This window comes from Pantoea sp. ME81, from assembly GCF_903970985.1.
Lineage (GTDB): Bacteria > Pseudomonadota > Gammaproteobacteria > Enterobacterales > Enterobacteriaceae > Pantoea > Pantoea communis.
The window spans coordinates 1-20,499 of sequence record NZ_CAJCKS010000091.1 but is presented as its reverse complement, the minus strand read 5'-3'; the positions used below and the strand labels follow the sequence as shown (position 1 = coordinate 20,499).

The window sequence follows — 20,499 nt, the reverse complement described above, 5'->3', positions numbered from 1 at the left end:
GTGGAATCACCTGCGCAACAAAATCATCAAACGCAGTCGGAGTGCCGCCACGCACGATAAAGCCGTCGGTTGCGCCCGCCAGGAACCATTGCGCTAATCCGTCTGCCACCTGTTGTGCAGTACCGAGGAAACTCGGACGCGGTGTGGCTTCCTCCAGCGCGGCCTGACGCAAGGTTAACCCACGCTCACGCGCATTCTGCTTAATCTTATCGGTGGTGCTGCGGAAGCTGTTCGCTCCGAGATCGCCAATCTCCGGGAAGGGTTCATCCAGCGCATACTGAGTGAAATCGTGATGCTCGAAGTAGCGTCCCAGATACTCCAGCGCTTTATCAACGGTCACCAGCTCAGCGGTGTGTTGATAGCGGCGCTCGGCGTCCTGTTCCGTATCCCCGATAATCACGCTGATGCCCTGGAACACGCGGATATCATCAGCATCGCGGCCACGTGCCACCAGGCGACGTCGCACGTCCTCACGAAACTCAAGCGCCTCTTCCAGCGTCTCCTGCCGGGTGTAAATGGCATCTGCCGCTTCAGCCGCAAACGCTTTGCCGGCTTCAGATGCACCCGCCTGGAACACGATTGGGCGTCCCTGCGGCGAGCGGCCGACGTTTAACGGCCCCTGCACGGCAAAATATTTGCCCTTATGATTCAAGGTATGCAGCTTATCTGCATCAAAGAACTGTCCAGTTTGCTTGTCGCGTACGAACGCATCCTGTTCCCACGAATCCCACAGCCCTTTCACCACCTGCAAATATTCGCTGGCGACGCGGTAGCGCTCATCGTGCTCCGGATGAGTGGCGCGTGAGAAGTTTTTCGCGGAACCTTCCAGCGGCGAGGTCACCACATTCCAGCCAACCCGACCACCACTCAGTTGATCAAGACTGGCAAACTGACGCGCCACGGTAAACGGCTCGCTGTATGAGGTGGAGAGCGTCGCCACTAAACCGATTTTCTGCGTCACTAGTGAGAGGGCTGACAGCAAGGTAATCGGCTCAAAACGGTTGAGAAAATGCGGTATCGACTGAGGTGTGATGTACAAACCATCGGCAACAAACAGAAAATCGATCTTCGCCTGCTCCGCTTTGCGTGCCAGATCCAGCACGTAATCCACATTGATGCTGGCATCGGCCACTGCATCTGGATGACGCCATGCCGACATGTTGCCGGATACACCCTGAATGATGGCACCCAGCCGCAGCTGGCGTTGTGTCTGACTCATATTTTGCTCCTGTTAAGCGTGTGCGGGCTGCCAGTCGGGAATTACCGGTAGCGCCTGAAGTAGTTTTTGCGTCCACGGATGCTGCGGTGCGGCAAACACCTGGGTCATTGTCCCGCTCTCGACGATCTGTCCGTTTTGCATCACCAGCACGCGATCCGCCAGATGCTGGATCACGCCGAGATCGTGAGAAATAAACAGCAGTGCGGTGCCGTGCTCAGCCTGCATCTCTGCCAGCAGATCCAGCACCTGTGCCTGCACTGACACATCCAGTGCGCTTACTGGCTCATCGGCCACCAGCAGCGCTGGATTTGGCGCAAAAGCGCGCGCAATCGCCACGCGCTGGCGCTGCCCGCCAGAAAGCTGTTGTGGATAGCGCTGCAGGAAACGGTCACCCAGTTGCACTTCATCCAGCAACTGGCGCACGCGCTGTCGACGCGCATCGCCATAGATGCCAACGCTGTCGAGGCTTTCACCGATGATTTTTTCTACCGTGTAGCGTGGATCGAAAGAGCTAAACGGGTCCTGCGCGATCAGCTGCAGCCTGGCACGGCGTGCGCGACGGGCTTTCTCTGGCAGGCGATCCCAGCGTTCACCTTCCAGCTGTAGCGTGCCGCTGTCGGGTTCGGTTAAGCCCATCACCACTTTCACCAGCGAGGTTTTCCCCGAGCCGGATTCGCCCACCACGCCCAGCGTCTCACCCGCATGTAGCTGAAAATTGATATTGTTGAGCACCAGGCGATCGCCATAGGCTTTATTTAGATTGATGCCTTCCAGCAACGGCGTGGTGCCCGGCTTTGGACGCGGCGGTAACAGTGTGGGTTCGGTGGCACTCAAACGCATCCCACGCGTGGCAGGGGTTGGCACCGCGCGTAGCAGGCGCTGTGTCCAGGCATGTTGCGGACGCTGCAGCAGCGGGCTACTGTGGCCCTGCTCCACCACTTCGCCATCGCGCATCACCAGCACGCGATCCGCCAGTTCCGCCACCACCGCCAGATCGTGACTGATCAGCAGCAGACCATGCCCTTCCCGGCGGCGCTGAGCCAGCAGTTGCAGAATCTGGCGCTGCACGGTCATATCCAGTGCGGTGGTCGGTTCATCGGCAATCAATAACGTTGGACTGCCCGCCAGCGCGCTGGCAATCAGCGCACGCTGGCGTTGGCCGCCGGATAGCTGGTGCGGATAACGCGCCAGTCGGCTTTCAGCATCGTGAATACCTGCCGCTTTTAGCAGAGCCAGGCTCTTTTCCTCTATCGCCTCACGATGTCCCGCCGCGTTGAGCGCATCGCTGAGTTGCTGCCCAATACGACGCAGTGGATCAAGGGAGACTAGCGCATCCTGCAACACATAGCCGATGCGACGTCCGCGCAACGTGTGCCAGTCATGACGAGTGGCTTGACGCATATCACGTCCATCGATGGTAAAACGATCGGCGGTCAGCATCGCGCCTTCGGGCAATAATCCCAGCAAACTGCGGGCGGTCAGGGTTTTACCCGAGCCTGATTCTCCCACTAGCGCCACTGACTCACCCGGCCACACTTGTAAGTTGAGGTTCTTCACCACCTGCTGTGGACCAAAGCGAATGCTGAGATTTTGAATATCGATAAAGGGTTGGCTCATGCACTTCTTCCTTCAAAACGAGCCTGCCAGTGGCGGCCTAAGGTATTTACCGCAATCACGGTCAGGGTGATAAACACGCCGGGCCACACTGCAATCCACCATGCGTTGCGCAGATAGTTACGCCCTTCTGCCAGCATCAGGCCCCATTCGGCGGTCGGCGGTTGCGGTCCCATGCCGAGAAAACTCAATCCGGCGGTGCCGATAATGGCGGTGCCGAGTCCCAGCGTGGCGAGCGCCGGCACCTGCGCGATGGCGTGCGGCAGAATATGGCGGGTGATTAACGTGAAGCGTGACAAGCCAAAGGTGCGTGCCTGCTCAACGTAGCCGGAGGTCATTACCGTGTAGGTTTGCGCACGCACCACGCGGGCAAAGCGCGGCACGGAGGCCACACCAAGTGCGATAATCAGGTTGTTGGTACCGGGCCCGGTAAACGCGATCAGCATCAGCGCCAGCAGCAGATCCGGAAAGGCGGAGATCACATCTACCGCGCGGCTTAGCAGCTCATCGATCACCCCACGCGCCAGTGCCGCAATCAGGCCCAGCAAGGTGCCAAACAGTACCGCCAATGCCATTGCCGCCACGCTGATCAGCAGCGAATAGCGGCTGCCGTAAATCACGCGCGTCAGCAGATCGCGTCCCAGCTGATCGGTGCCGAGCCAGTGGGCAGCAGAAGGCGCTAGCTGCGCGTTAACCGGATCGGCCAGCAACGGATCGCTATGGGTCAGCACGCCCGGCGCAATCACCGCCACCGCCAGCAGCACCAGGTAGAAAATCGCCAGCCACACGGCAATGGGCAGAGATGAGGGAAGACGTTGCAAGGCCGCAATCATGATTTGTTCTCCCCACGCAAACGCGGGTCGATCCACAGCGACAAGATATCGACCAGCGTACTCATCACCACGTAGATCAGCGCCGAGAGAATCGCCACCGCCAGCACCACCGGCAGATCTTTGGCCAGCACCGCATCCACGGTGAGTTTGCCGAGGCCAGGGCGACCAAATACCTGTTCGGTAATCACTGCGCCACTGAGTAATCCGCCCACCAGCCAGCCGGTTAAGGTTACGGCGGGGAGCGCAGCATGACGCAAGGCGTGACGTAAACGAATAGTGGTTTCCCCTACGCCCCAGGCACGCAGCGTCAGGGTAAAGGGTGCATCCAGTGCACGCTCCAGTTCACGACGCAGTAGCTGGGCAATCACCGTCCCTTGCGCCAGTCCCAATGCCAGCGCTGGGAGTACCAGTGAGGAGAGTGAACGATCACCTGCCACCGGGAACCAGCGCAGCGTGAAGCTAAAGATAAACAGCAGCACGATGCCCATCCAGAATGAAGGCGTAGAAGCCAGCAGCAGTTCAACGCTGTTGGCCACTCGACGCCCAACGCGACGATGGGCCGTTGCAACCGCCATCACCACCGCAAACAAAATGCTCACCAGCAGTGCCGCTAGCGTGAGTTTGATGGTCGGCCACAGCTGGGTAGCCAGCAGATGGCTGACTTCAGTGTTGAGCATATAAGAGCGACCAAAGTCGCCATGCAGCACGCGCCACAGGTAATGCAGATATTGCCACCACAGTGGCTCATTCAATCCCCATTCTGCGCGGATCGCCGCTTCAATCGCCGGGGTACGAAGCTGTTCACCAATCAGCAAACTAACAATATCGCCGGGTGCCAGATGCACCCCGAGAAAAGCCAGCGACACGGCGGCCCATAGCACCAGCAGGCCGCCAAGCAGACGGCCGACAATACGGCGCGACAGTTCACTGCGCCAGACTGAAGGCCGACGCGGTCGCGGGGTGCGGGTGACAATGCTTTCCAGACTCATCTTCGCCTCCTGATTAATGATCACTGAGCCAGATGTCGTACGCGTTCTCCGGCATCTGCTTGTAGCTGCGGAAGCCCACGCCGTGCACATAACGGGCGGCAGCGATTTGGTCTTCCGGTTCATAGAGTGGGATCGCCAACGCCTGCTGCGTCAGGGCATAGTGCTGGAGCTGGCTGTAGTATTTGCGGCGCTGATTGATATCCAGCGTGGCGGCGGCCTGATCGAGCCAGCCGTTGATTTCCGGGCTATTAACGCGGCTGTAGTTGATGGCGCCACCGGCTTTCACCGGACGGTAGTGATTTTCGATATCAATGCCGTCGGTTTCGGTATTCGAGTTGGCAATCGAGCCAAAGTGACCACTGTTGCGCACGTCGGCATAGGTGCCGGAATCGACATAGCGCAATTTGATTTCGACGCCGAGACGTTGACGCGCCTGCGCCTGAATCGCCTGTAATAGCACATCGCGCTGATCGCGCACCGTGGCCTGCGCCTGAATCACTTCAATGCTCAGACGCTGACCGTCTTTGCTGCGAAAGCCTTCACCATCGCGCGCTTGCCATCCGGCCTCATCCAGTAATTTGTTCGCCGCTGTCGGGTTATTACCGTACTGGCCTTCCAGATCGTTGTTATAGAGCGGATCAACTGGTGAAGTGATGCCCCACGCGCGGGTGCGTTCGCCGCGATACACCGACTTCAACAGCGGATCGATATCCAGCCCCTGCAACAGTGCCTGACGCACTTTCACATCCTGCGTTGGGCCATATTCAACGTTGAGGAACAACGAATAAGGCGTGCCGGTATTCAGCGCGTGCTGGTAGGTAAAATCTGCGCTGTCTTTAAACTCGCTGGCATCATTGCCGGAGATCCCCTCAATGACATCCAGCTGGCCGGAGAGCAATGCGCCGGTGCGCACCGAGGATTCCGGCAGGAAGCGATAGGTTACTTTCTCCAGATATGCCGGACCCTGATGATGTGCGGTGGCCGGTGCCCAGTGGTAATGCGGATTGCGCACCAGTGTCAGTTGCTGGCCCTTTTCGTAGCTTTCGATGATGAAAGGACCGGTGCCCGCAATCTCTTTACCGCCCGCTTTGAGTTGCGGTGAGTGCCAGCTGGCGGGAGCCAGAATCTGCAGCTTGGCAGCAAACGACAGGAATGGCGCATAGCCCTGTTTCAGGGTGATCACCACGGTGTCGTTATCGGGTGTTTCAACGCTGGCAATGCGTGCGCTCAGGGCGCAGATGCTGGTTCCGGCGCAATATTTTGGATCCTGAACCTGGCGGAAGTTCTCCGCCACCGCGTTGGCATCCAGTTTTTCACCGTTCGAGAAAGTGACATCGCGACGCAGCGTGAAGCGATAAACTTTGCCGTCTGGGCTGACCTCGTAACCCGTCGCCAGCCACGGCACGAAGCTGCCATCGGTGCGACGCGCCAGCAGGGATTCCCATACATTGCGCAGCGTCACTTCTGCTTTGGACTGCCCGTTTAACTGTGGATTTAAGGGTGCTGGTTCGGTTTCCACGCCATAGGTCAGTGAACCGCCGCTGCGCGGGGATTCTGCGGCAAGCGTGGCCGAGGTGCTCAGCAGGCACGCCAGCCCCAGCGCCAGCGTGATCGAATTCGCTTTCATAAAGTCCCTGTTGTTTTAAATGATGTGAATCAGGCAATGCTGGCGATCGGCTGCGGGTTGAATTCCTTTTTCAGGAACACCAGCGCTTCGCCCAATGCATTGGTGCGGTGATAAAACGGCTGATAGCCGCGACGCAAATAAAGCTCACTCAGCCACGGATGTTTGGTGGCGGTTGCCAGATAGACACCCGGCGCTTTAAGCGTCTCTTTCAACAGGGTGTCTTCGGCATAGCTGATGATTTCACGACCATAGCCCTGCCCTTTGTAGTCTGGGTCCACGGCGAACCAGTGGATAAACGGCAGCGACGACGGCGCATCGGTTTCCTGCTGCCACGGAAAGCGCACCGTGACTGTCGCAACAGCGCGCTCCCATTTACGCAGTACCAGCACCGTTTCCTGTTCAATGACGCGGCGTACCTGCTCAACGTTGCCCTGCGAAATGGTGAAATGCACATCCAGCGCCACCAGCGAGGCATACGCACGCTGTAACAGGGCAAATATCTCTTCGGTATCGTCGGGTTTGGCGATTTGGATGGATTGGCTCATGTTGGGGTTTCCTGAATTTATCTTCAGGGAATTATTGAAATCCGGGGAATTAAAGTAAAACGAGAATAGTGGCAATGGATTTGTTAATTGTGGGAAATAACAGAAGCGTTTTATTTGGCGCATAGCATAGCGGCAAAATTTATCGCGCACCCATAAGCAATAAAGTTGCTTCTGATGCACACGCAATAAATCATGCCGCTACCAATCGTTTTACCAATTAGTGTTTGCTTAACCACACATCGTAAACGCTTTCCGGCATCTGTTTATAACTGCGGAAGCCGTAACCGTGCACGTAGCTGGCGGTGGCGAGCTGATCTTCGGGTTCGTACAACGGCACCGCTAAGGCCAACTGAAGCAGTGCACGCTGCTGCAACTCACTGTAATACTGACGGCGTTGCTGCAAGTCCAGTGTGGCAGCGGCCTTATCCAGCTGTGCATTGAGACCAGCATCATTGACACGGCTGTAGTTAATCGCGCCGCCCTGAGCGATGGGCCGATAGTGGTTCTCAATATCTACGCCATCAGTCGGGGTGTTGGAGTTGGCGATGGTGCCGAATTTTCCGCTTTTGCGCACATCCGCGTAGGTGCCGGAATCAACGTAGTTGAGCTTAAGATCGATGCCCAACCGCTGGCGCGCCTGTGCCTGAATCGCCTGTAGCAACACGTCGCGCTGGTCACGCACCGTGGCCTGCGCCTGAATCAGCTCAATGCGCAGCCGCTCGCCATTTTTGCTGCGGAAGCCTTCGCTATCACGGGTTTGCCAGCCTGCTTCATCCAGCAGCTTGTTGGCGGCATCCGGGTTATTGCCGTACTTCCCTTCCAGTTCGTTGTTGTACAGCGGATCAATCGGTGAGGTAATGCCCCACGCGCGCGTACGCTCACCGCGATACACCGATTTCAGTAGCGGGTCGATCTCCAGCCCTTGTAGCAGTGCCTGGCGCACTTTCACATCCTGCGTGGGACCATACTCGACGTTGAGGAACAGCGAGTACGGCGTACCGGTATTGAGCGCGTGCTGGTAGGTGAAATCACTGTTGTCCTTGAACTCACCGGCATCATTACCCGAAATCCCTTCAATGGCATCCACTTGCCCGGACAGCAGCGCCCCGGTACGCACCGAGGATTCCGGCAGGAAGCGATAGGTGACGCGGTCAAGATAGGCTGGCCCCTGATGCTTCGCCGTGGCAGGCGCCCAGTTGTATTTCGGGTTTCTGACGTAAGTGACCTGCTGACCCTTTTCGTAGCTTTGCAGGATAAACGGGCCGGTGCCGGCAATCTCCGTGCCGCCCGATTTCAGCTGCGACGATTTCCAGCTGGAGGGTGAGAGAATTTGCAGTCCCGCCGCGAAGGAGAGGAACGGGGAATAGACCTCTTTCAGCGTAATCACCACGGTATGGTCATCAGGGGTTTCAATTTTGTCGATGTGCGACCCCATCAGGCACAGGCTGGTGCCCGCGCAGTACTGTGCCACCTGAGTCTGGCGGAAGTTTTCAGCCACCGCATTGGCATCAAATTTTTCACCATTGGAGAAAGTGACATCGCGACGCAGGTTAAAGCGCAAGGTTTTGCCATCCTCGCTGGCCTGATAGCTTTCAGCCAGCCACGGCACAAAACTGCCGTCAGGGCGGCGTGCCAGCAGCGACTCCCAGAAATTGCGCAGGGTGATTTCGGCTTTGTCCTGCCCGTTCAGTTGCGGGTTAAAGGTCGTGGGTTCGGTTTCGACGCCCACCGTCAAACTGCCACCGCTGACCGGTTTATCGGCAGCAACAGCGTGAAGCGCACCGCCAAGCAAACTTAAGCCCAGCGCCAGAGAAATTGCGTTTATTTTCATATTATCCTTGGTGATAGCAGGTGTTATTTTAATCAGCCCGAATTCCGGCCTGTTTTTAATTTCCGCTAAATTATTAAAATCCGGATAAATAAATGTAAAACGACAATAGTGGCAAAGGTTGTGATGAAATGATTTAAGGCGGGAAATAAAACCGTAGCGCCATCCTTAACGACGGCATGCAGCCCTCCGCATTAATGCGAATATGACGAATGGATAGATGAAAGGGTATTAAGTGGCAGCATCCTTGCCGCCCAAAAAATCACTCTGCGCGTGACGCAATAATTCCCTCGGCCACATTGCGTGGCGCTTCAGCGTAATGCGCAAATTCCATGCTGTAAGTCGCACGGCCCTGCGACATGGATCGCAGCGTGGTGGCGTAGCCAAACATCTCTGACAGCGGCACTTCGGCTCGGATGATGCGCGCACCAAAGCGCTCATCCATACCTTGCAGCGTACCGCGACGCGAAGAGAGATCGCCCATCACCCCACCGGCGTAATCCTCTGGCGTCTCCACTTCCACCTGCATCACCGGCTCAAGAATCACCGGGTCAGCCTGTTTTGCTGCGGCTTTGAAACCGAAAATCGCCGCCATGCGGAACGCCATTTCTGAGGAGTCGACGTCATGATACGAACCAAAAGTCAGCGTGGCCTTAAGGTCTACCACCGGATAACCCGCCAGTACACCACTGTTCAGCGCCTCACGAATCCCCTTCTCCACCGAAGGAATAAACTCGCGTGGCACGACACCGCCCTTGGTGGCATCTTCAAAGGCAAAACCGGCGCCTGCTGCCTGCGGCTCCAGCGTCAGTACCACATGACCATACTGACCTTTACCGCCCGACTGACGCACAAACTTGCCTTCCACATCGCGCACCGTTTTGCGGATGGTTTCGCGATAGGTCACCTGTGGTCGACCAATGTTGGCTTCCACGCCGAATTCACGCTTCATGCGATCAACGATGATCTCAAGGTGCAGTTCACCCATACCGGAGATAATCGTCTGCCCTGACTCCTCATCGGTGTGCAGGCGGAACGATGGATCTTCCGCCGCCAGACGCTGCAGCGCCAGCCCCATTTTCTCCTGATCCGCCTTGGTTTTCGGCTCAATCGACAGCGAGATTACCGGGTCCGGGAACTCCATGCGTTCCAGCGTGATGACTGCGTTCGGATCGCACAGTGTTTCACCGGTGGTGACCTCTTTTAAGCCGACACAGGCGGCAATATCACCCGCACGAATCTCTTCGATTTCGATACGATCGTTAGCCTGCATCTGCACGATACGTCCGATGCGCTCCTTGCGCCCTTTCACCGCATTCCACACGCTATCGCCTTTGCGCAATACACCGGAGTAGACACGCACGAAGGTGAGTTGGCCCACATAGGGATCGCTCATCAGCTTGAAGGCCAGCGCCGAGAACGGTTCCTCGTCATCAGCATGGCGCTCATCGTGCTCGCCTTTTTCGTTCACACCGGTAACCGGCGGCACGTCCAGCGGCGACGGCATCAGCTCAATCACCGCATCAAGCATGCGCTGCACACCTTTGTTTTTGAACGCGCTACCACACAGCATCGGCTGGATCTCGCCAATCAACGTGCGCTGACGTAAGCCCGCGATGACCTCTTCTTCGCTCAGATCACCCTGCTCCAGATAGCGATCCATCAACGCTTCACTGGCTTCCGCCGCAGCGGCCACCATATTCTCACGCCATTCGGCAGCCAGCGCCTGCAACTCATCAGGGATCGGCGCATAGCTGAACGTCATGCCCTGGCTGGCGTCATCCCAATAGATGGCGCGCATTTTGTTGAGATCCACCACGCCTGCGAAGTGCTCTTCCGCACCAATCGGAATCACAATCGGCACGGGGTTGGCATGCAGACGATCTTTCATCATCTGCACCACGCGGAAGAAGTCCGCACCCTGGCGATCCATCTTATTAACGAAAGCAATGCGCGGCACATGATACTTGTTGGCCTGGCGCCACACGGTTTCCGATTGCGGCTGTACGCCACCGACGGCGTCATACACCATCACGGCACCATCCAGCACGCGCATGGATCGCTCCACTTCGATGGTGAAATCGACGTGTCCAGGTGTGTCGATGATGTTGATGCGGTGCGGCGTGAAGCTGCCATCCATGCCCGGCCAGTGGCAGCTTACCGCCGCCGAGGTAATGGTAATACCGCGCTCTTGCTCCTGCGCCATCCAGTCTGTGGTTGCCGCGCCATCGTGCACTTCACCCAACTTGTGGCTCATCCCGGTGTAAAACAGAATGCGCTCAGTGGTGGTGGTTTTGCCGGCATCGATGTGCGCGGAGATGCCGATATTGCGATAACGTTCGATAGGTAGGGGTCGGGGCATGATGCGTCCTTAGTCTGTTCGACTGGAAAAGTGGGCGAGCACCATTGCCCGCCGCTGCGCAACAGCATAGACCCATTGTACGAATAAATACGAACAGTTTGAGCCTTTTTTAGCCATCGTGAAAATCTTGCATCGGTTTCAGCATTTACGGGCTGGCAAGCTTAACCCTTCCCGATTTATGGTAAGGGTCTCACTCTCAACGGGAAATCTAACCATGCGCATTCTGGTTGTCGGCGCCGGTGCCACCGGCGGGTATTTCGGTGCACGTCTGGCGCAAGCAGGACGTGATGTGACTTTTCTGGTGCGCGAGCGCCGTTTTCAGCAACTGCAACAAAACGGTCTGGTGCTAAAAACACCGGGCGGCACAGAAGTGATTCACCCGCAGCTGGCGCAAACCGGCAAGCTGTCAGGCCAGTTTGATCTGATCATTCTGACGGTGAAAAGCTTCGGGCTCGATCAGGCAATCGAGGATATCGCACCCGCCGTCGGGCCAGAAACACTGATCATGCCGATCCTCAACGGCATGCGGCATATCGATACGCTGCGCGCACGCTTTGGCGACAAGGTGATTGGCGGCTTGTGCAAAATCAACGCCACGCTGGGTGAACAAGGTGAAGTGGTGCAGATGACGCCACTGCATATCCTCTACTACGGTGCACTCGATGGGCACAATGATGCACGTCTGCAACGTGTCGATGAGACGCTGAACATCGCGCAGTTCGATACGGTCTTTGCTGACAACATCATCAGCGAACTGTGGGAGAAGTGGTTGCTGCTGAGCACCTTAGGGGCGGTATGCTGCATCGCGCGAGGTAATACCCAACAGGTGTTGCGATCCCAAGGTGGAGAGGCGCTGTTGCAGGGGATTTTCGCCGAGGTACTTTCCGTACTCAGCGCTGACGGCTATCAGGAACGGCCAGCGGTAACGGCGAAGATTTATGAAACGTTGAATAATCCGCAGGTGGCGATGACCTCCTCGATGTACCGCGATTTAACCCAGGGTTATGAAATTGAAGCGGATCAGGTCATCGGTGATTTGCTGGTGCGCGGCGCGCGCAATGGTGTGAACACCCCGTTGTTGAATGCGGTGTATGTGAATTTGCAGGTATATTTGCAGAATCGTTAAATCGCAGGTTAATACCGTTGCGGTGCTATATTATCGCGCGAATCTGAGAAGGCTAATTCGCTGACTTACGCGCAATGAATTGCGCCGCTACGGGGTTAGGCGTGAACCTGACAGAGCCAAATCGCCGACCTATGCGCAATAAAGTGCACCGCATCGGGGTTATACGCGTTTTATCCAAGCCGCGACTGCACGCCCTTCAGCTGCATCAAGCGCTGCCAGCCTGCTTCTACCTCGTCCGGGATATCCACATGCCCGAGGAAACCTTTGCCGCGTGGACCGTAGCCGTTTTCATCATCGCGCAGGCGCTGGATCTCGCCCATCAGCAGCGAAAGAAAACGCTCCATCGACCACAATCCTTGCGGTGGCGCACCGATAATGCGCAGCATACCCGCATCCATCATCACCTGCGGGACGAACACCGGCCAGCTGATAAATTCGGGTGCGTCGGCACGGTCGCGCCACTGGTAGCGGAAGGTTTCCCAGGTACGTCGCTGCATCAGTGGGTCCTGCACCAGCAATACATGCTGCGGCTGCCACTTCTGCTCATCCAGCAGTTTTTGGCTGAAAGCGGCATTCTCACCACAGTTGCGTGAGGCGGTTTCCAGCAGCAGCTGCTCGTCCGGCAGTGCGGCAAACACCCGCGCCATGTCACCCAGCAGCTCTGCTTCGCTTTTACCTTGGGTAGAAATCTGACGATAAAGGGGATGATTAGCAATCATCTCCGCCAGTAACACCGTGGAATGACCGATACCGCCGCTGATCATCAGAGGCAGCTGATACTTCTTCGCCAGTGCAATCACACCTTCAACGTTGGGCAGTACCGCGTGACCGGCAAGAATTGCCAAATCAACCTCAAGCGTGCCATCTGTCGGCATGTGGTCAAGCGCCAGCCAGGCCGCAAGCGTATTGATATCCTGAATCTGTTGGCTATTGAGCTGCATCGCGTTCTCCTCGCATTAACACTGGCAGTGTAGCGGCTTAACTCCGCGACAGCAGAGAAAAATTTGCTACACTCGCCGCTATCAGATTCAGGAGAGTTTATGACTGCGCGTTCCGTTACCCTCGATGATGTCGCTGCACTGGCGGGGGTTTCCTACCAGACCGTTTCCCGTGTGCTCAACCATTCCGTGCAGGTTTCGCCACGCACGCGCGCTAAAGTCGAAGCCGCGATGCAACAGCTGAACTATGTGCCCAACCGCGTGGCACAGCAGCTGGCAGGAAAAGCCACGCGCACGCTGGGGCTGGCCACCAGCGATCTGGCATTGATGGCCCCGGCACAAATTGCCTCTGCGATCCATGAACGTGCCGCCGCACAGGGTTACCATCTGGTGATCGCCATGGCGAATGCGGCCGGAAATGCCCAGGATACGGTGAATGAACTGCTGGCGCAGCGCGTGGATGCACTACTCATCAACCTGCCGCTCGATGCTGAACAGGCGGCGCAGGTGCAGCAGCAGTGCGGCAGCAAGCCTGTGCTGTTTCTCGATGTTGAACAACATGCTGCTGTCAGCCAGTGCCAGTATCAGAGTGAATCGGGTGCGCAGCAGGCAGTGGAGCATCTCGTCGCGCTGGGCCACCAGCAGATTGGCGTGCTGAATGGGCCTGAAAGTTCGGCTTCGGCGCGGGCGCGCTTCACTGCATGGCAACGGGCGTTATCGTCACACCAGTTACAGCCGGTATGCGTACTGCATGGCGACTGGAGTGCGGCATCCGGGTATCAGGCGCTATTGCAGTTGCTGCCGGATCGCCTGCCACAGGCTCTGCTGGTGGCGAACGATCAGATGGCGCTTGGGGCGATGCGTGCACTGCACCAACACGGCGTGAAAATTCCGGGAGAGATGTCGATTATTGGTTATGACGACACTGCCGAGAGCGCGTGGTATCAGCCGCCGCTCACCACCGTGCGTCAGGATTTGCAGCAGTTGGGTGCGGTATCTGTAGACCGCTTGTTGGCGGAACTGGCCGGAGAAGCTATACAGCCCCTGCCGCTGGTAACCGAGCTGATATTGCGCGAAACGACAGCTGCGCCGATGCAAGGGGATGTGGATATAGCAGAAATCGCCGGTCAGTTGCAGGCATTAGCGCGACAATTAAAACCCAAAGCCTGACCAGGTTGAAGCAGCACAGGCTATTGCGCACGCCACGGCAGGCAGTGCGTGATGGAAGCCGCCACGCTGCAAAAAAATTGGGACCTTGCGGTCCCAACATTTTTACTGCGGCTTTGGCTCGCCCATCGCTTTCAACTTCTTCGACAGCTCGCGACGCTCTTTAGACAAGTCAGCATTTTTGATGATGTACTCATCGACGCGGTCTTCATAGTCCACACGCATGGATGCAATGATTTCCTGAATCGCCTCAACGCTCATGCCTGGTTTGATGTACTCGCTCAGGTTGTCCAGCAGCAACACACGTTTCTGGTTATCACGGACTTTCTTCTCGTTATCCACGATTTCGCGCTGCAGTTTGTTTTTACGACGAAACATACGTACAAACTCCAGAACGTCCTGAAATGATTGCTTGGCATTTTCCATGTTGGCACCTTTCTTTGAGCCTGCCGCGGCAGGCGGAATAGTCATGAGCTACAGCTTAGCGGCTTGCTAGCTGGATTCGCAATTTTCACAGCTAATTTCGGACTGGCACTTATCTTAGCGCAAAGAAAGGGTGATTCACATTAAGTCATTGCCTGAGAAAACTATTTGCGCAGTGCCAGACGGACCAGGTCCGTAATACGCTCCAGTTGGCGCGCCTGTTCCAGACTCAGCCACACGTAGCCATAGATCGCCGTGGTCTCTAAGCGCCCGCTGCGGTTGGCAATCAACTGTTCCAGTTCCTGGGTTATCTCTTCCAGTTCATGGCTGTTGGCGATCACGCCTTCCGTCTCCCCTTTCACCATCAATGTGGCCAGCGCGTTCAACGTGTCTTCGGTCATTTTCTGACTGCGGCGCAGCGTCGGGGCATTGAGCAGCAACAGGTGGCTCTCACGTGATGACCACCATGCATCAATTTGCATCTGCATCGTGTTAACCATATTACGGTTGATGGTCTGAATCGCTTCAAACACCGATTTAGGAATGCGCGTCTCTTTGCTGGCCGGTTCCAGAAGTGCGCGCATCTTAATGACGCTGGTCAGCTGTTTCTGGAAGGGTTTGTTGAGTCGGGGTTTTTCCAGCAGGTTAGCGGAAAAGCCGGTGTGATGCAGTTTCGCCATCGCCAGAAATGAATCGGACAGCTGAATGCGCCAGTGCGTGTAGGCGCGCTGAGCGAGAATCGCACTGAACAGCAGCGCCATAATCGAACCGAGGATCACATCGCCGCCACGCCACAGCGCCACAGTGAAGTCACCGGCCGGCGCACCCACCACCACGCCGAGGGTTATACCTATCAGCAGCGCCATATAAGGATGTTTACCCAGCGTCAGATAGCCGCAAATAATCATCACCACGAAGCACCATGACAACATCATCGGCAGCGAGATCAGTTCCAGCTTCAGAGCGATCAAACCCGATGCCAGTCCGGCAAAGGTGCCGCTGATGCGTTGGATCACACGCGGAAACACATTGCCCCAGGTCGAGATCGGCCCCATCACCACCACCAGGGTGATCAGCGGCCAGGTGCCTTCCGGAATATCCGTCAAACGCACAAACAGAAAACAGAGCACAAAGGCGATAGCGATGCGCACGCCGTGCACAGCGCGATAGTGGCGGTAGAACCAGAACTCAATGGCAGAGATGGGTTTGTCGGCGCGTAACATGGTGGTCCGGGAACGATAAAAATTTGCGCGCTATGTTACCCTGGCGCGACACGAACATTGAGTGCTGCGCAGCACTATTTCCGCTCTTTTTTTGCGATTCAACAAGTGCGCTACATCTTATTTTCTCTTATGAAACATAGAAGTAACGCACTGATGATATTAGTCGGCTGCACGTACCGGAATGTACATATCCACCAGCCAGTCGCCGCTGTCAGAGCCGTCGGAAAGGTAGTGTTCGAAGCAGGGACGATTATCCACCTGCCAGTCGGTTTTCGTCTTGAGATGATCAAACAGGCTGTGCCAGGCGGTGAAGAAATCGTTGTTCATCACTTCCATGCGCGCATGAAAATATTGCCCACCGGGCAGCAGGCCTTGCTCGATGTCGTCACCATAGGAGGGCACAGCATCGGTGGGCGCAGTGATCACCGTTTCAACGCGCAGCTCTTCCGGCGGAAGAATTTCAGGATTACCGTAATAGATGGCCAGCCATTCGCCTTCGACACCATGCTGCTCGACCCAGCTTTTTAGCTGGTTAAATCCGCGCGGCACCGTTTCCTGCCACGGACCCTGCAAATGGTAGCCCAGCCAGCTTTGAGGATTGCGTTCAACGATAGATGCTTTCATACCTTTGCCTCCGTTCAGCAGCAGAAAGCCTCACTGTTTCACTCCCATGCTGTTGAGCCATGGGAGCGACTCAGCTATCCGCTGCGGATTACAGTTTCTGTTTTACGTAGTCACTGATACGCGTGATGATGCCGGCTTTATCCACACCTTGTAAGGCATACAGCGGATAGCTCGCCAACTGCTTGTCTTTATCCATCACCTGAATCTCACCCACCTGCTCACCGGCTTTCAGCGGTGCTTCCAGGTCTTTACGCTCAATCACATATTTCGCCATGACGTTTGAAACTTCGGTGCGCGGCAGAGACAGATAAATATCCTGAGTGGTGCCGACATCCACTTTGTGCGGATTGCCGTACCAGACGTTTTCGGTGCCGATTTTCTTACCTGCATGGAACAGTTGCACGGTATCGAAGTTGTTCTGGCCCCACACCAGCAGTTTACGCGCCTGCTCTTCACGTCCTTTCGAGCTCTTGCCGCCCATGATCACTGCAATCAGGCGATGACGACCAACAATGTTTGACGCGATGATGTTGAAACCTGCCGTTTCAGTATGGCCTGTTTTCATGCCATCAACGTGAAGGTTTTGATCCCATAACAAACCGTTACGGTTATTTTGCGTAATCCCGTTCCAGCTCAGGGTTTTCTCCGCGTACATGGCGTAGAAATCCTGCTCACCATTGATGATGGCGCGCGACAGCACCGCTAAATCACGCGCGGTGGTGTGCTGGCCGGGTGCATCCAGGCCGTGCACGGTTTCAAAATGGGTATGCGTCAGACCGAGCTTCTGTACGTAGTTGTTCATCATATTGACGAAGCTGTCCTGGCTGCCCGCCACATAATCCGCCAGCGCCACACAGGCATCGTTGCCGGAGTCGATGATCACGCCACGCATCAGATCGCGTACCGTCACTTTGTCGCCAGGCTTGAGGAACATCAGTGAGGAGCCTTTGAACACCGGATTACCTGCAGCCCAGGCATCCTTACCCACGGTGACCACATCGTCACGGGTGATTTTTTTCTGATCAACCGCGCGATCCACCACGTAGCCGGTCATCAGCTTGGTGAGGCTGGCCGGGTTACGCTCTTCATCGGGATTGCCGGCGGTGAGGATCTGGCCCGTGGTGGCGTCCATTAACACCCACGAAGCCGCATCGATCGGCGGAGGCGTCAGTGGGAATGGCATGCTGTCGTCAGCGTGTGCCAGTGATGCCCAAACAATCATTCCAGATACAGTTACCAGCAGACGCCTTTTCAACACTTCTTCCTCAAATCAAAAAATGAATTTACCGCCGCACGTTTTACGGCAATTAGCGCCTGGATAGTTGAATAAATTGAAAAAAAGTATGAACTGCGGACAAATGCTGTGCGCCTGCCCGCAGCAGCGGTAAACAAGGTTGTGCTGCCTGCTGCACACGACTATTCTGTGCGTTGATTTTCTATTGCCAGGATACTGCCGTGCCCGCCTCTGAGTTCACCTTTTTGTTCCACGATTACGAGACCTTCGGTAAGAGTCCCTCACTGGACCGTCCGGCGCAGTTTGCTGGATTGCGCACCGATAAAGATTTCAACGCCGTAGGTGAACCGCAGGTGTTTTACTGCCAGCCCGCCGATGACTATCTGCCGCAGCCGGAAGCGGTGATGATCACCGGCATCACGCCACAGGTGGCTAAAGCGCGCGGGGTAACAGAGACGGCATTTGCTGAACGCATTCATGGGCTGTTTACCGAGCCGCAAACTTGTGTGATTGGTTACAACAATGTGCGCTTCGACGATGAAGTGACGCGCAATATCTTTTATCGCAACTTCTTCGATCCTTACGGCTGGAGCTGGCAAAACGGTAACTCGCGCTGGGATCTTCTGGATGTGATGCGCGCCTGTTACGCCCTGCGCCCGGAAGGTATTATCTGGCCGGAAAATGATGACGGCTTCCCCAGCTTCAAACTGGAACATCTCACCAAGGCCAACGGCGTGGCACACGAACAGGCGCACGATGCGATGTCGGATGTGTATGCCACGCTGGCGATGGCGAAACTGGTGAAAGAGAAGCAGCCGAAGCTGTTTGAGTTTCTGTTTACCCATCGCAACAAGCAGAAACTGATGAACCTGATTGATATTCCGCAGATGAAGCCGCTGGTGCACGTCTCCGGCATGTTCGGTGCGGCACGTGGCAACACCAGTTGGGTCATTCCGCTGGCATGGCATCCGGATAATCGTAATGCGCTGATTGTGGTGGATCTGGCGGGCGATATGCAGCCACTGCTGGAGCTGAATGCGGATGAACTGCGCGAGCAGCTGTACACCAAACAGAGTGAACTGGGCGACCGCGCGGCGGTACCGATTAAGCTGGTGCATATTAATAAATGCCCGGTGTTAGCCCCAGCGAATACCTTACGTCCCGAAGATGCTGCACGCCTGAATATCGATCGTGAACGCTGTCTGGCGAACCTGGCGCTGCTGCGTCAGCACGCTGAAGTGCGTGAGAAAGCGGTGACGCTCTTTGCGGAAGCCGAGCCGTTTAAGCCATCGGATGACGTTGACGCACAGCTGTATGACGGCTTCTTCAGTGATGCCGATCGCGCAGCGATGAACATCGTGCGTCAGACGCCGCCGCAGAATTTACCGGCGTTGGATTTGACCTTCGACGATAAACGCATTGCGAAGCTGCTATTCCGCTATCGTGCGCGTAACTTCCCCGGCACGCTGGATGATCAAGAGCAGCAGCGCTGGTTGCAGCATCGCCGTGAAGCGCTGAATGCTGACCGCGTGCAGGCGTTCCTTTTAGAGCTGGAGTCGTTAGCGAGTTTGCATGAGGATAACGCGGAGAAGATGGCGCAGCTGAAAGCGCTGTATTTGTATGCGCAGGAGTTGGTTTCGTAGTGTGGTTCTCTGCGGCCTGATGACCTCATCAACGTTTTCTCCCACAGGAATAAAGAGTTGATCGAGAGATGTTTAAGATGGTTGCCATTCTGTTGTCGTCGCTGGATTGGTTCCCTCTCCCATTTGTGGGAGAGGGATTAGAAGGAAAAACTGCCTTAAAGCATGGCCCAAATCACCCACGTGAACAGGAAGCCAAACAGTCCCATCACAGTGGTCAAAACTGTCCAGGTTTTCAAACCATCAGCTACCGACAAACCTAAATAGCGCGTTACCACCCAGAAGCCGGAATCATTCACGTGCGACAGGCCTAGTGCACCAAAGCAGGCTGAAAGCGCCACCAGAACCAATTGCATATCAGCCAATCCGGTTACGGCACTGGTCAGCAAACCACAAGTGGTGACGATGGCTACTGTCGCCGATCCCTGCGAGGCGCGTAACGCCAATGACAGAATGTATGCCGCAGGAATCAGCGGCAAGTGGATGGCCGACAGTGACCCTGCCAGTGCCTTACCCACGCCCGACTCAACCAATACTTTGCCAAATGCACCGCCCGCCCCCGAAACCAGAATCACACCAGCAGCATTGGCGATAGCCGTATTTGAGAGTGCTTCAACCTTGTCTTTGCCCCAACCACGACGAAATCCTAATTGCCATACTGCCAGCGCCAGGGTGATGAGCAATGCAATTGCCGGTGCGCCCAGCAACGTGAGAATGCCATGTGCCGTCGATCCCGGAGTGAGATGTGGTGGCACCAAGGTTCCAATCATGATGAGGAAAATAGGCAAGACGATTAAACCGGCAACCAAGCCTGCTGAAGGCGGGTTCTTGACGGTTTTCTGCTCATCTTTATTCGTGGTGAGCTGAACCTGCTCTAGCACATTTACTGATAAGTGATAGTTTTTGCGGTTCAACATTTTTGCGACAACGTAGCCAATGATGCCGACCGGGATGGAAACCCCAATGCCCAGCATCATTAACCAGCCAATATCAGCATTCAGCAAACTGGCCGCCGCCGCAGGACCGGGATGCGTTGGCACAGCGACGTGCACCATCAACATCATGCCAGCCATTGAGAGGCCGAACTTCAGCGGTGAAAGACGCAAT

Annotated in this window: 17 protein-coding genes; 3 read left to right on the top strand and 14 right to left on the bottom strand. The window is 56.1% G+C overall.

What is annotated here, in order from left to right:
* The 8 genes from H7A81_RS16585 to fusA all read right to left on the bottom strand — a co-directional run.
* The coding region (locus H7A81_RS16585; protein WP_182058101.1) for an LLM class flavin-dependent oxidoreductase at positions 1 to 1,219 on the bottom strand (1,219 nt) is incomplete at its 3' end.
* Between the two features lie 12 nt (positions 1,220 to 1,231).
* Entirely contained in the window at positions 1,232 to 2,836 is a 1,605-nt protein-coding gene (locus tag H7A81_RS16580) for an ABC transporter ATP-binding protein (protein ID WP_182058100.1), read from the bottom strand.
* Complete coding sequence (locus H7A81_RS16575; protein ID WP_182058099.1) at positions 2,833 to 3,666, bottom strand: ABC transporter permease; 834 nt, start codon at positions 3,664 to 3,666, stop codon at positions 2,833 to 2,835. The genes H7A81_RS16580 and H7A81_RS16575 overlap by 4 nt, the downstream gene beginning before the upstream one ends.
* Positions 3,663 to 4,655 (bottom strand): ABC transporter permease, encoded by a 993-nt coding sequence (locus tag H7A81_RS16570; RefSeq protein ID WP_182058098.1) that lies wholly within the window; start codon positions 4,653 to 4,655, stop codon positions 3,663 to 3,665. Before H7A81_RS16570 ends, H7A81_RS16575 begins: the two co-directional genes overlap by 4 nt.
* A gap of 13 nt (positions 4,656 to 4,668) precedes the next feature.
* The gene (locus H7A81_RS16565; protein WP_182058097.1) at positions 4,669 to 6,282 is read right to left on the bottom strand and encodes an ABC transporter substrate-binding protein; all 1,614 of its coding nucleotides are present in this window, start codon (positions 6,280 to 6,282) and stop codon (positions 4,669 to 4,671) included.
* Between the two features lie 29 nt (positions 6,283 to 6,311).
* Positions 6,312 to 6,827 (bottom strand): GNAT family N-acetyltransferase, encoded by a 516-nt coding sequence (locus H7A81_RS16560; RefSeq protein ID WP_182058096.1) that lies wholly within the window; start codon positions 6,825 to 6,827, stop codon positions 6,312 to 6,314.
* Between the two features lie 217 nt (positions 6,828 to 7,044).
* A complete protein-coding gene (locus H7A81_RS16555; RefSeq protein ID WP_166932109.1) occupies positions 7,045 to 8,658 on the bottom strand; it encodes an ABC transporter substrate-binding protein in 1,614 nt (537 codons plus the stop codon).
* 259 nt (positions 8,659 to 8,917) lie between these two features.
* Positions 8,918 to 11,017 (bottom strand): elongation factor G, encoded by a 2,100-nt coding sequence (fusA, locus tag H7A81_RS16550; protein WP_182058095.1) that lies wholly within the window; start codon positions 11,015 to 11,017, stop codon positions 8,918 to 8,920.
* A gap of 214 nt (positions 11,018 to 11,231) precedes the next feature.
* On the opposite strand from fusA, the gene H7A81_RS16545 reads away from it, so the two are divergent.
* Positions 11,232 to 12,143, top strand: a complete 912-nt coding sequence (locus H7A81_RS16545; RefSeq protein WP_182058094.1) for a ketopantoate reductase family protein — start codon at positions 11,232 to 11,234, stop codon at positions 12,141 to 12,143.
* 170 nt (positions 12,144 to 12,313) lie between these two features.
* On the opposite strand, the gene H7A81_RS16540 is transcribed toward H7A81_RS16545, so the two are convergent.
* Entirely contained in the window at positions 12,314 to 13,084 is a 771-nt protein-coding gene (locus tag H7A81_RS16540) for a YdcF family protein (protein WP_182058093.1), read from the bottom strand.
* A gap of 99 nt (positions 13,085 to 13,183) precedes the next feature.
* On the opposite strand from H7A81_RS16540, the gene H7A81_RS16535 reads away from it, so the two are divergent.
* Positions 13,184 to 14,251 (top strand): LacI family DNA-binding transcriptional regulator, encoded by a 1,068-nt coding sequence (locus tag H7A81_RS16535; RefSeq protein ID WP_182058092.1) that lies wholly within the window; start codon positions 13,184 to 13,186, stop codon positions 14,249 to 14,251.
* 102 nt (positions 14,252 to 14,353) lie between these two features.
* Here the strand turns inward: H7A81_RS16535 and tmaR are convergent, their stop codons facing one another.
* The 4 genes from tmaR to dacD all read right to left on the bottom strand — a co-directional run bounded on the left by tmaR (position 14,354) and on the right by dacD (position 17,773).
* The gene (tmaR, locus tag H7A81_RS16530; RefSeq protein WP_034824689.1) at positions 14,354 to 14,674 is read right to left on the bottom strand and encodes a PTS system regulator TmaR; all 321 of its coding nucleotides are present in this window, start codon (positions 14,672 to 14,674) and stop codon (positions 14,354 to 14,356) included.
* A gap of 161 nt (positions 14,675 to 14,835) precedes the next feature.
* On the bottom strand, positions 14,836 to 15,894 hold the full coding sequence (locus H7A81_RS16525) for an FUSC family protein (RefSeq protein ID WP_034824691.1): 1,059 nt from the start codon (positions 15,892 to 15,894) through the stop codon (positions 14,836 to 14,838).
* Positions 15,895 to 16,053: 159 nt separating this feature from the next.
* On the bottom strand, positions 16,054 to 16,518 hold the full coding sequence (locus H7A81_RS16520; protein WP_182058091.1) for a GyrI-like domain-containing protein: 465 nt from the start codon (positions 16,516 to 16,518) through the stop codon (positions 16,054 to 16,056).
* Between the two features lie 88 nt (positions 16,519 to 16,606).
* Complete coding sequence (gene dacD / locus H7A81_RS16515; RefSeq protein WP_176505712.1) at positions 16,607 to 17,773, bottom strand: serine-type D-Ala-D-Ala carboxypeptidase DacD; 1,167 nt, start codon at positions 17,771 to 17,773, stop codon at positions 16,607 to 16,609.
* Between the two features lie 200 nt (positions 17,774 to 17,973).
* Here dacD and sbcB point away from each other — a divergent pair, with 200 nt between their 5' ends.
* A complete protein-coding gene (sbcB, locus tag H7A81_RS16510) occupies positions 17,974 to 19,395 on the top strand; it encodes an exodeoxyribonuclease I (protein ID WP_182058090.1) in 1,422 nt (473 codons plus the stop codon).
* Positions 19,396 to 19,550: 155 nt separating this feature from the next.
* Here sbcB and H7A81_RS16505 read toward each other — a convergent pair.
* Positions 19,551 to 20,499, bottom strand: a 949-nt coding sequence (locus H7A81_RS16505) for a transporter (RefSeq protein WP_182058089.1), incomplete at its 5' end; no start/stop codon positions are given.

Coding starts and splice junctions, on each gene's coding strand:
- H7A81_RS16580 (WP_182058100.1), bottom strand. CDS start 2,836: ATGAGCCAACCCTTTATCGATATTCAAAATCTCAGCATTCGCTTTGGT.
- H7A81_RS16575 (WP_182058099.1), bottom strand. CDS start 3,666: ATGATTGCGGCCTTGCAACGTCTTCCCTCATCTCTGCCCATTGCCGTG.
- H7A81_RS16570 (WP_182058098.1), bottom strand. CDS start 4,655: ATGAGTCTGGAAAGCATTGTCACCCGCACCCCGCGACCGCGTCGGCCT.
- H7A81_RS16565 (WP_182058097.1), bottom strand. CDS start 6,282: ATGAAAGCGAATTCGATCACGCTGGCGCTGGGGCTGGCGTGCCTGCTG.
- H7A81_RS16560 (WP_182058096.1), bottom strand. CDS start 6,827: ATGAGCCAATCCATCCAAATCGCCAAACCCGACGATACCGAAGAGATA.
- H7A81_RS16555 (WP_166932109.1), bottom strand. CDS start 8,658: ATGAAAATAAACGCAATTTCTCTGGCGCTGGGCTTAAGTTTGCTTGGC.
- fusA (WP_182058095.1), bottom strand. CDS start 11,017: ATGCCCCGACCCCTACCTATCGAACGTTATCGCAATATCGGCATCTCC.
- H7A81_RS16545 (WP_182058094.1), top strand. CDS start 11,232: ATGCGCATTCTGGTTGTCGGCGCCGGTGCCACCGGCGGGTATTTCGGT.
- H7A81_RS16540 (WP_182058093.1), bottom strand. CDS start 13,084: ATGCAGCTCAATAGCCAACAGATTCAGGATATCAATACGCTTGCGGCC.
- H7A81_RS16535 (WP_182058092.1), top strand. CDS start 13,184: ATGACTGCGCGTTCCGTTACCCTCGATGATGTCGCTGCACTGGCGGGG.
- tmaR (WP_034824689.1), bottom strand. CDS start 14,674: ATGGAAAATGCCAAGCAATCATTTCAGGACGTTCTGGAGTTTGTACGT.
- H7A81_RS16525 (WP_034824691.1), bottom strand. CDS start 15,894: ATGTTACGCGCCGACAAACCCATCTCTGCCATTGAGTTCTGGTTCTAC.
- H7A81_RS16520 (WP_182058091.1), bottom strand. CDS start 16,518: ATGAAAGCATCTATCGTTGAACGCAATCCTCAAAGCTGGCTGGGCTAC.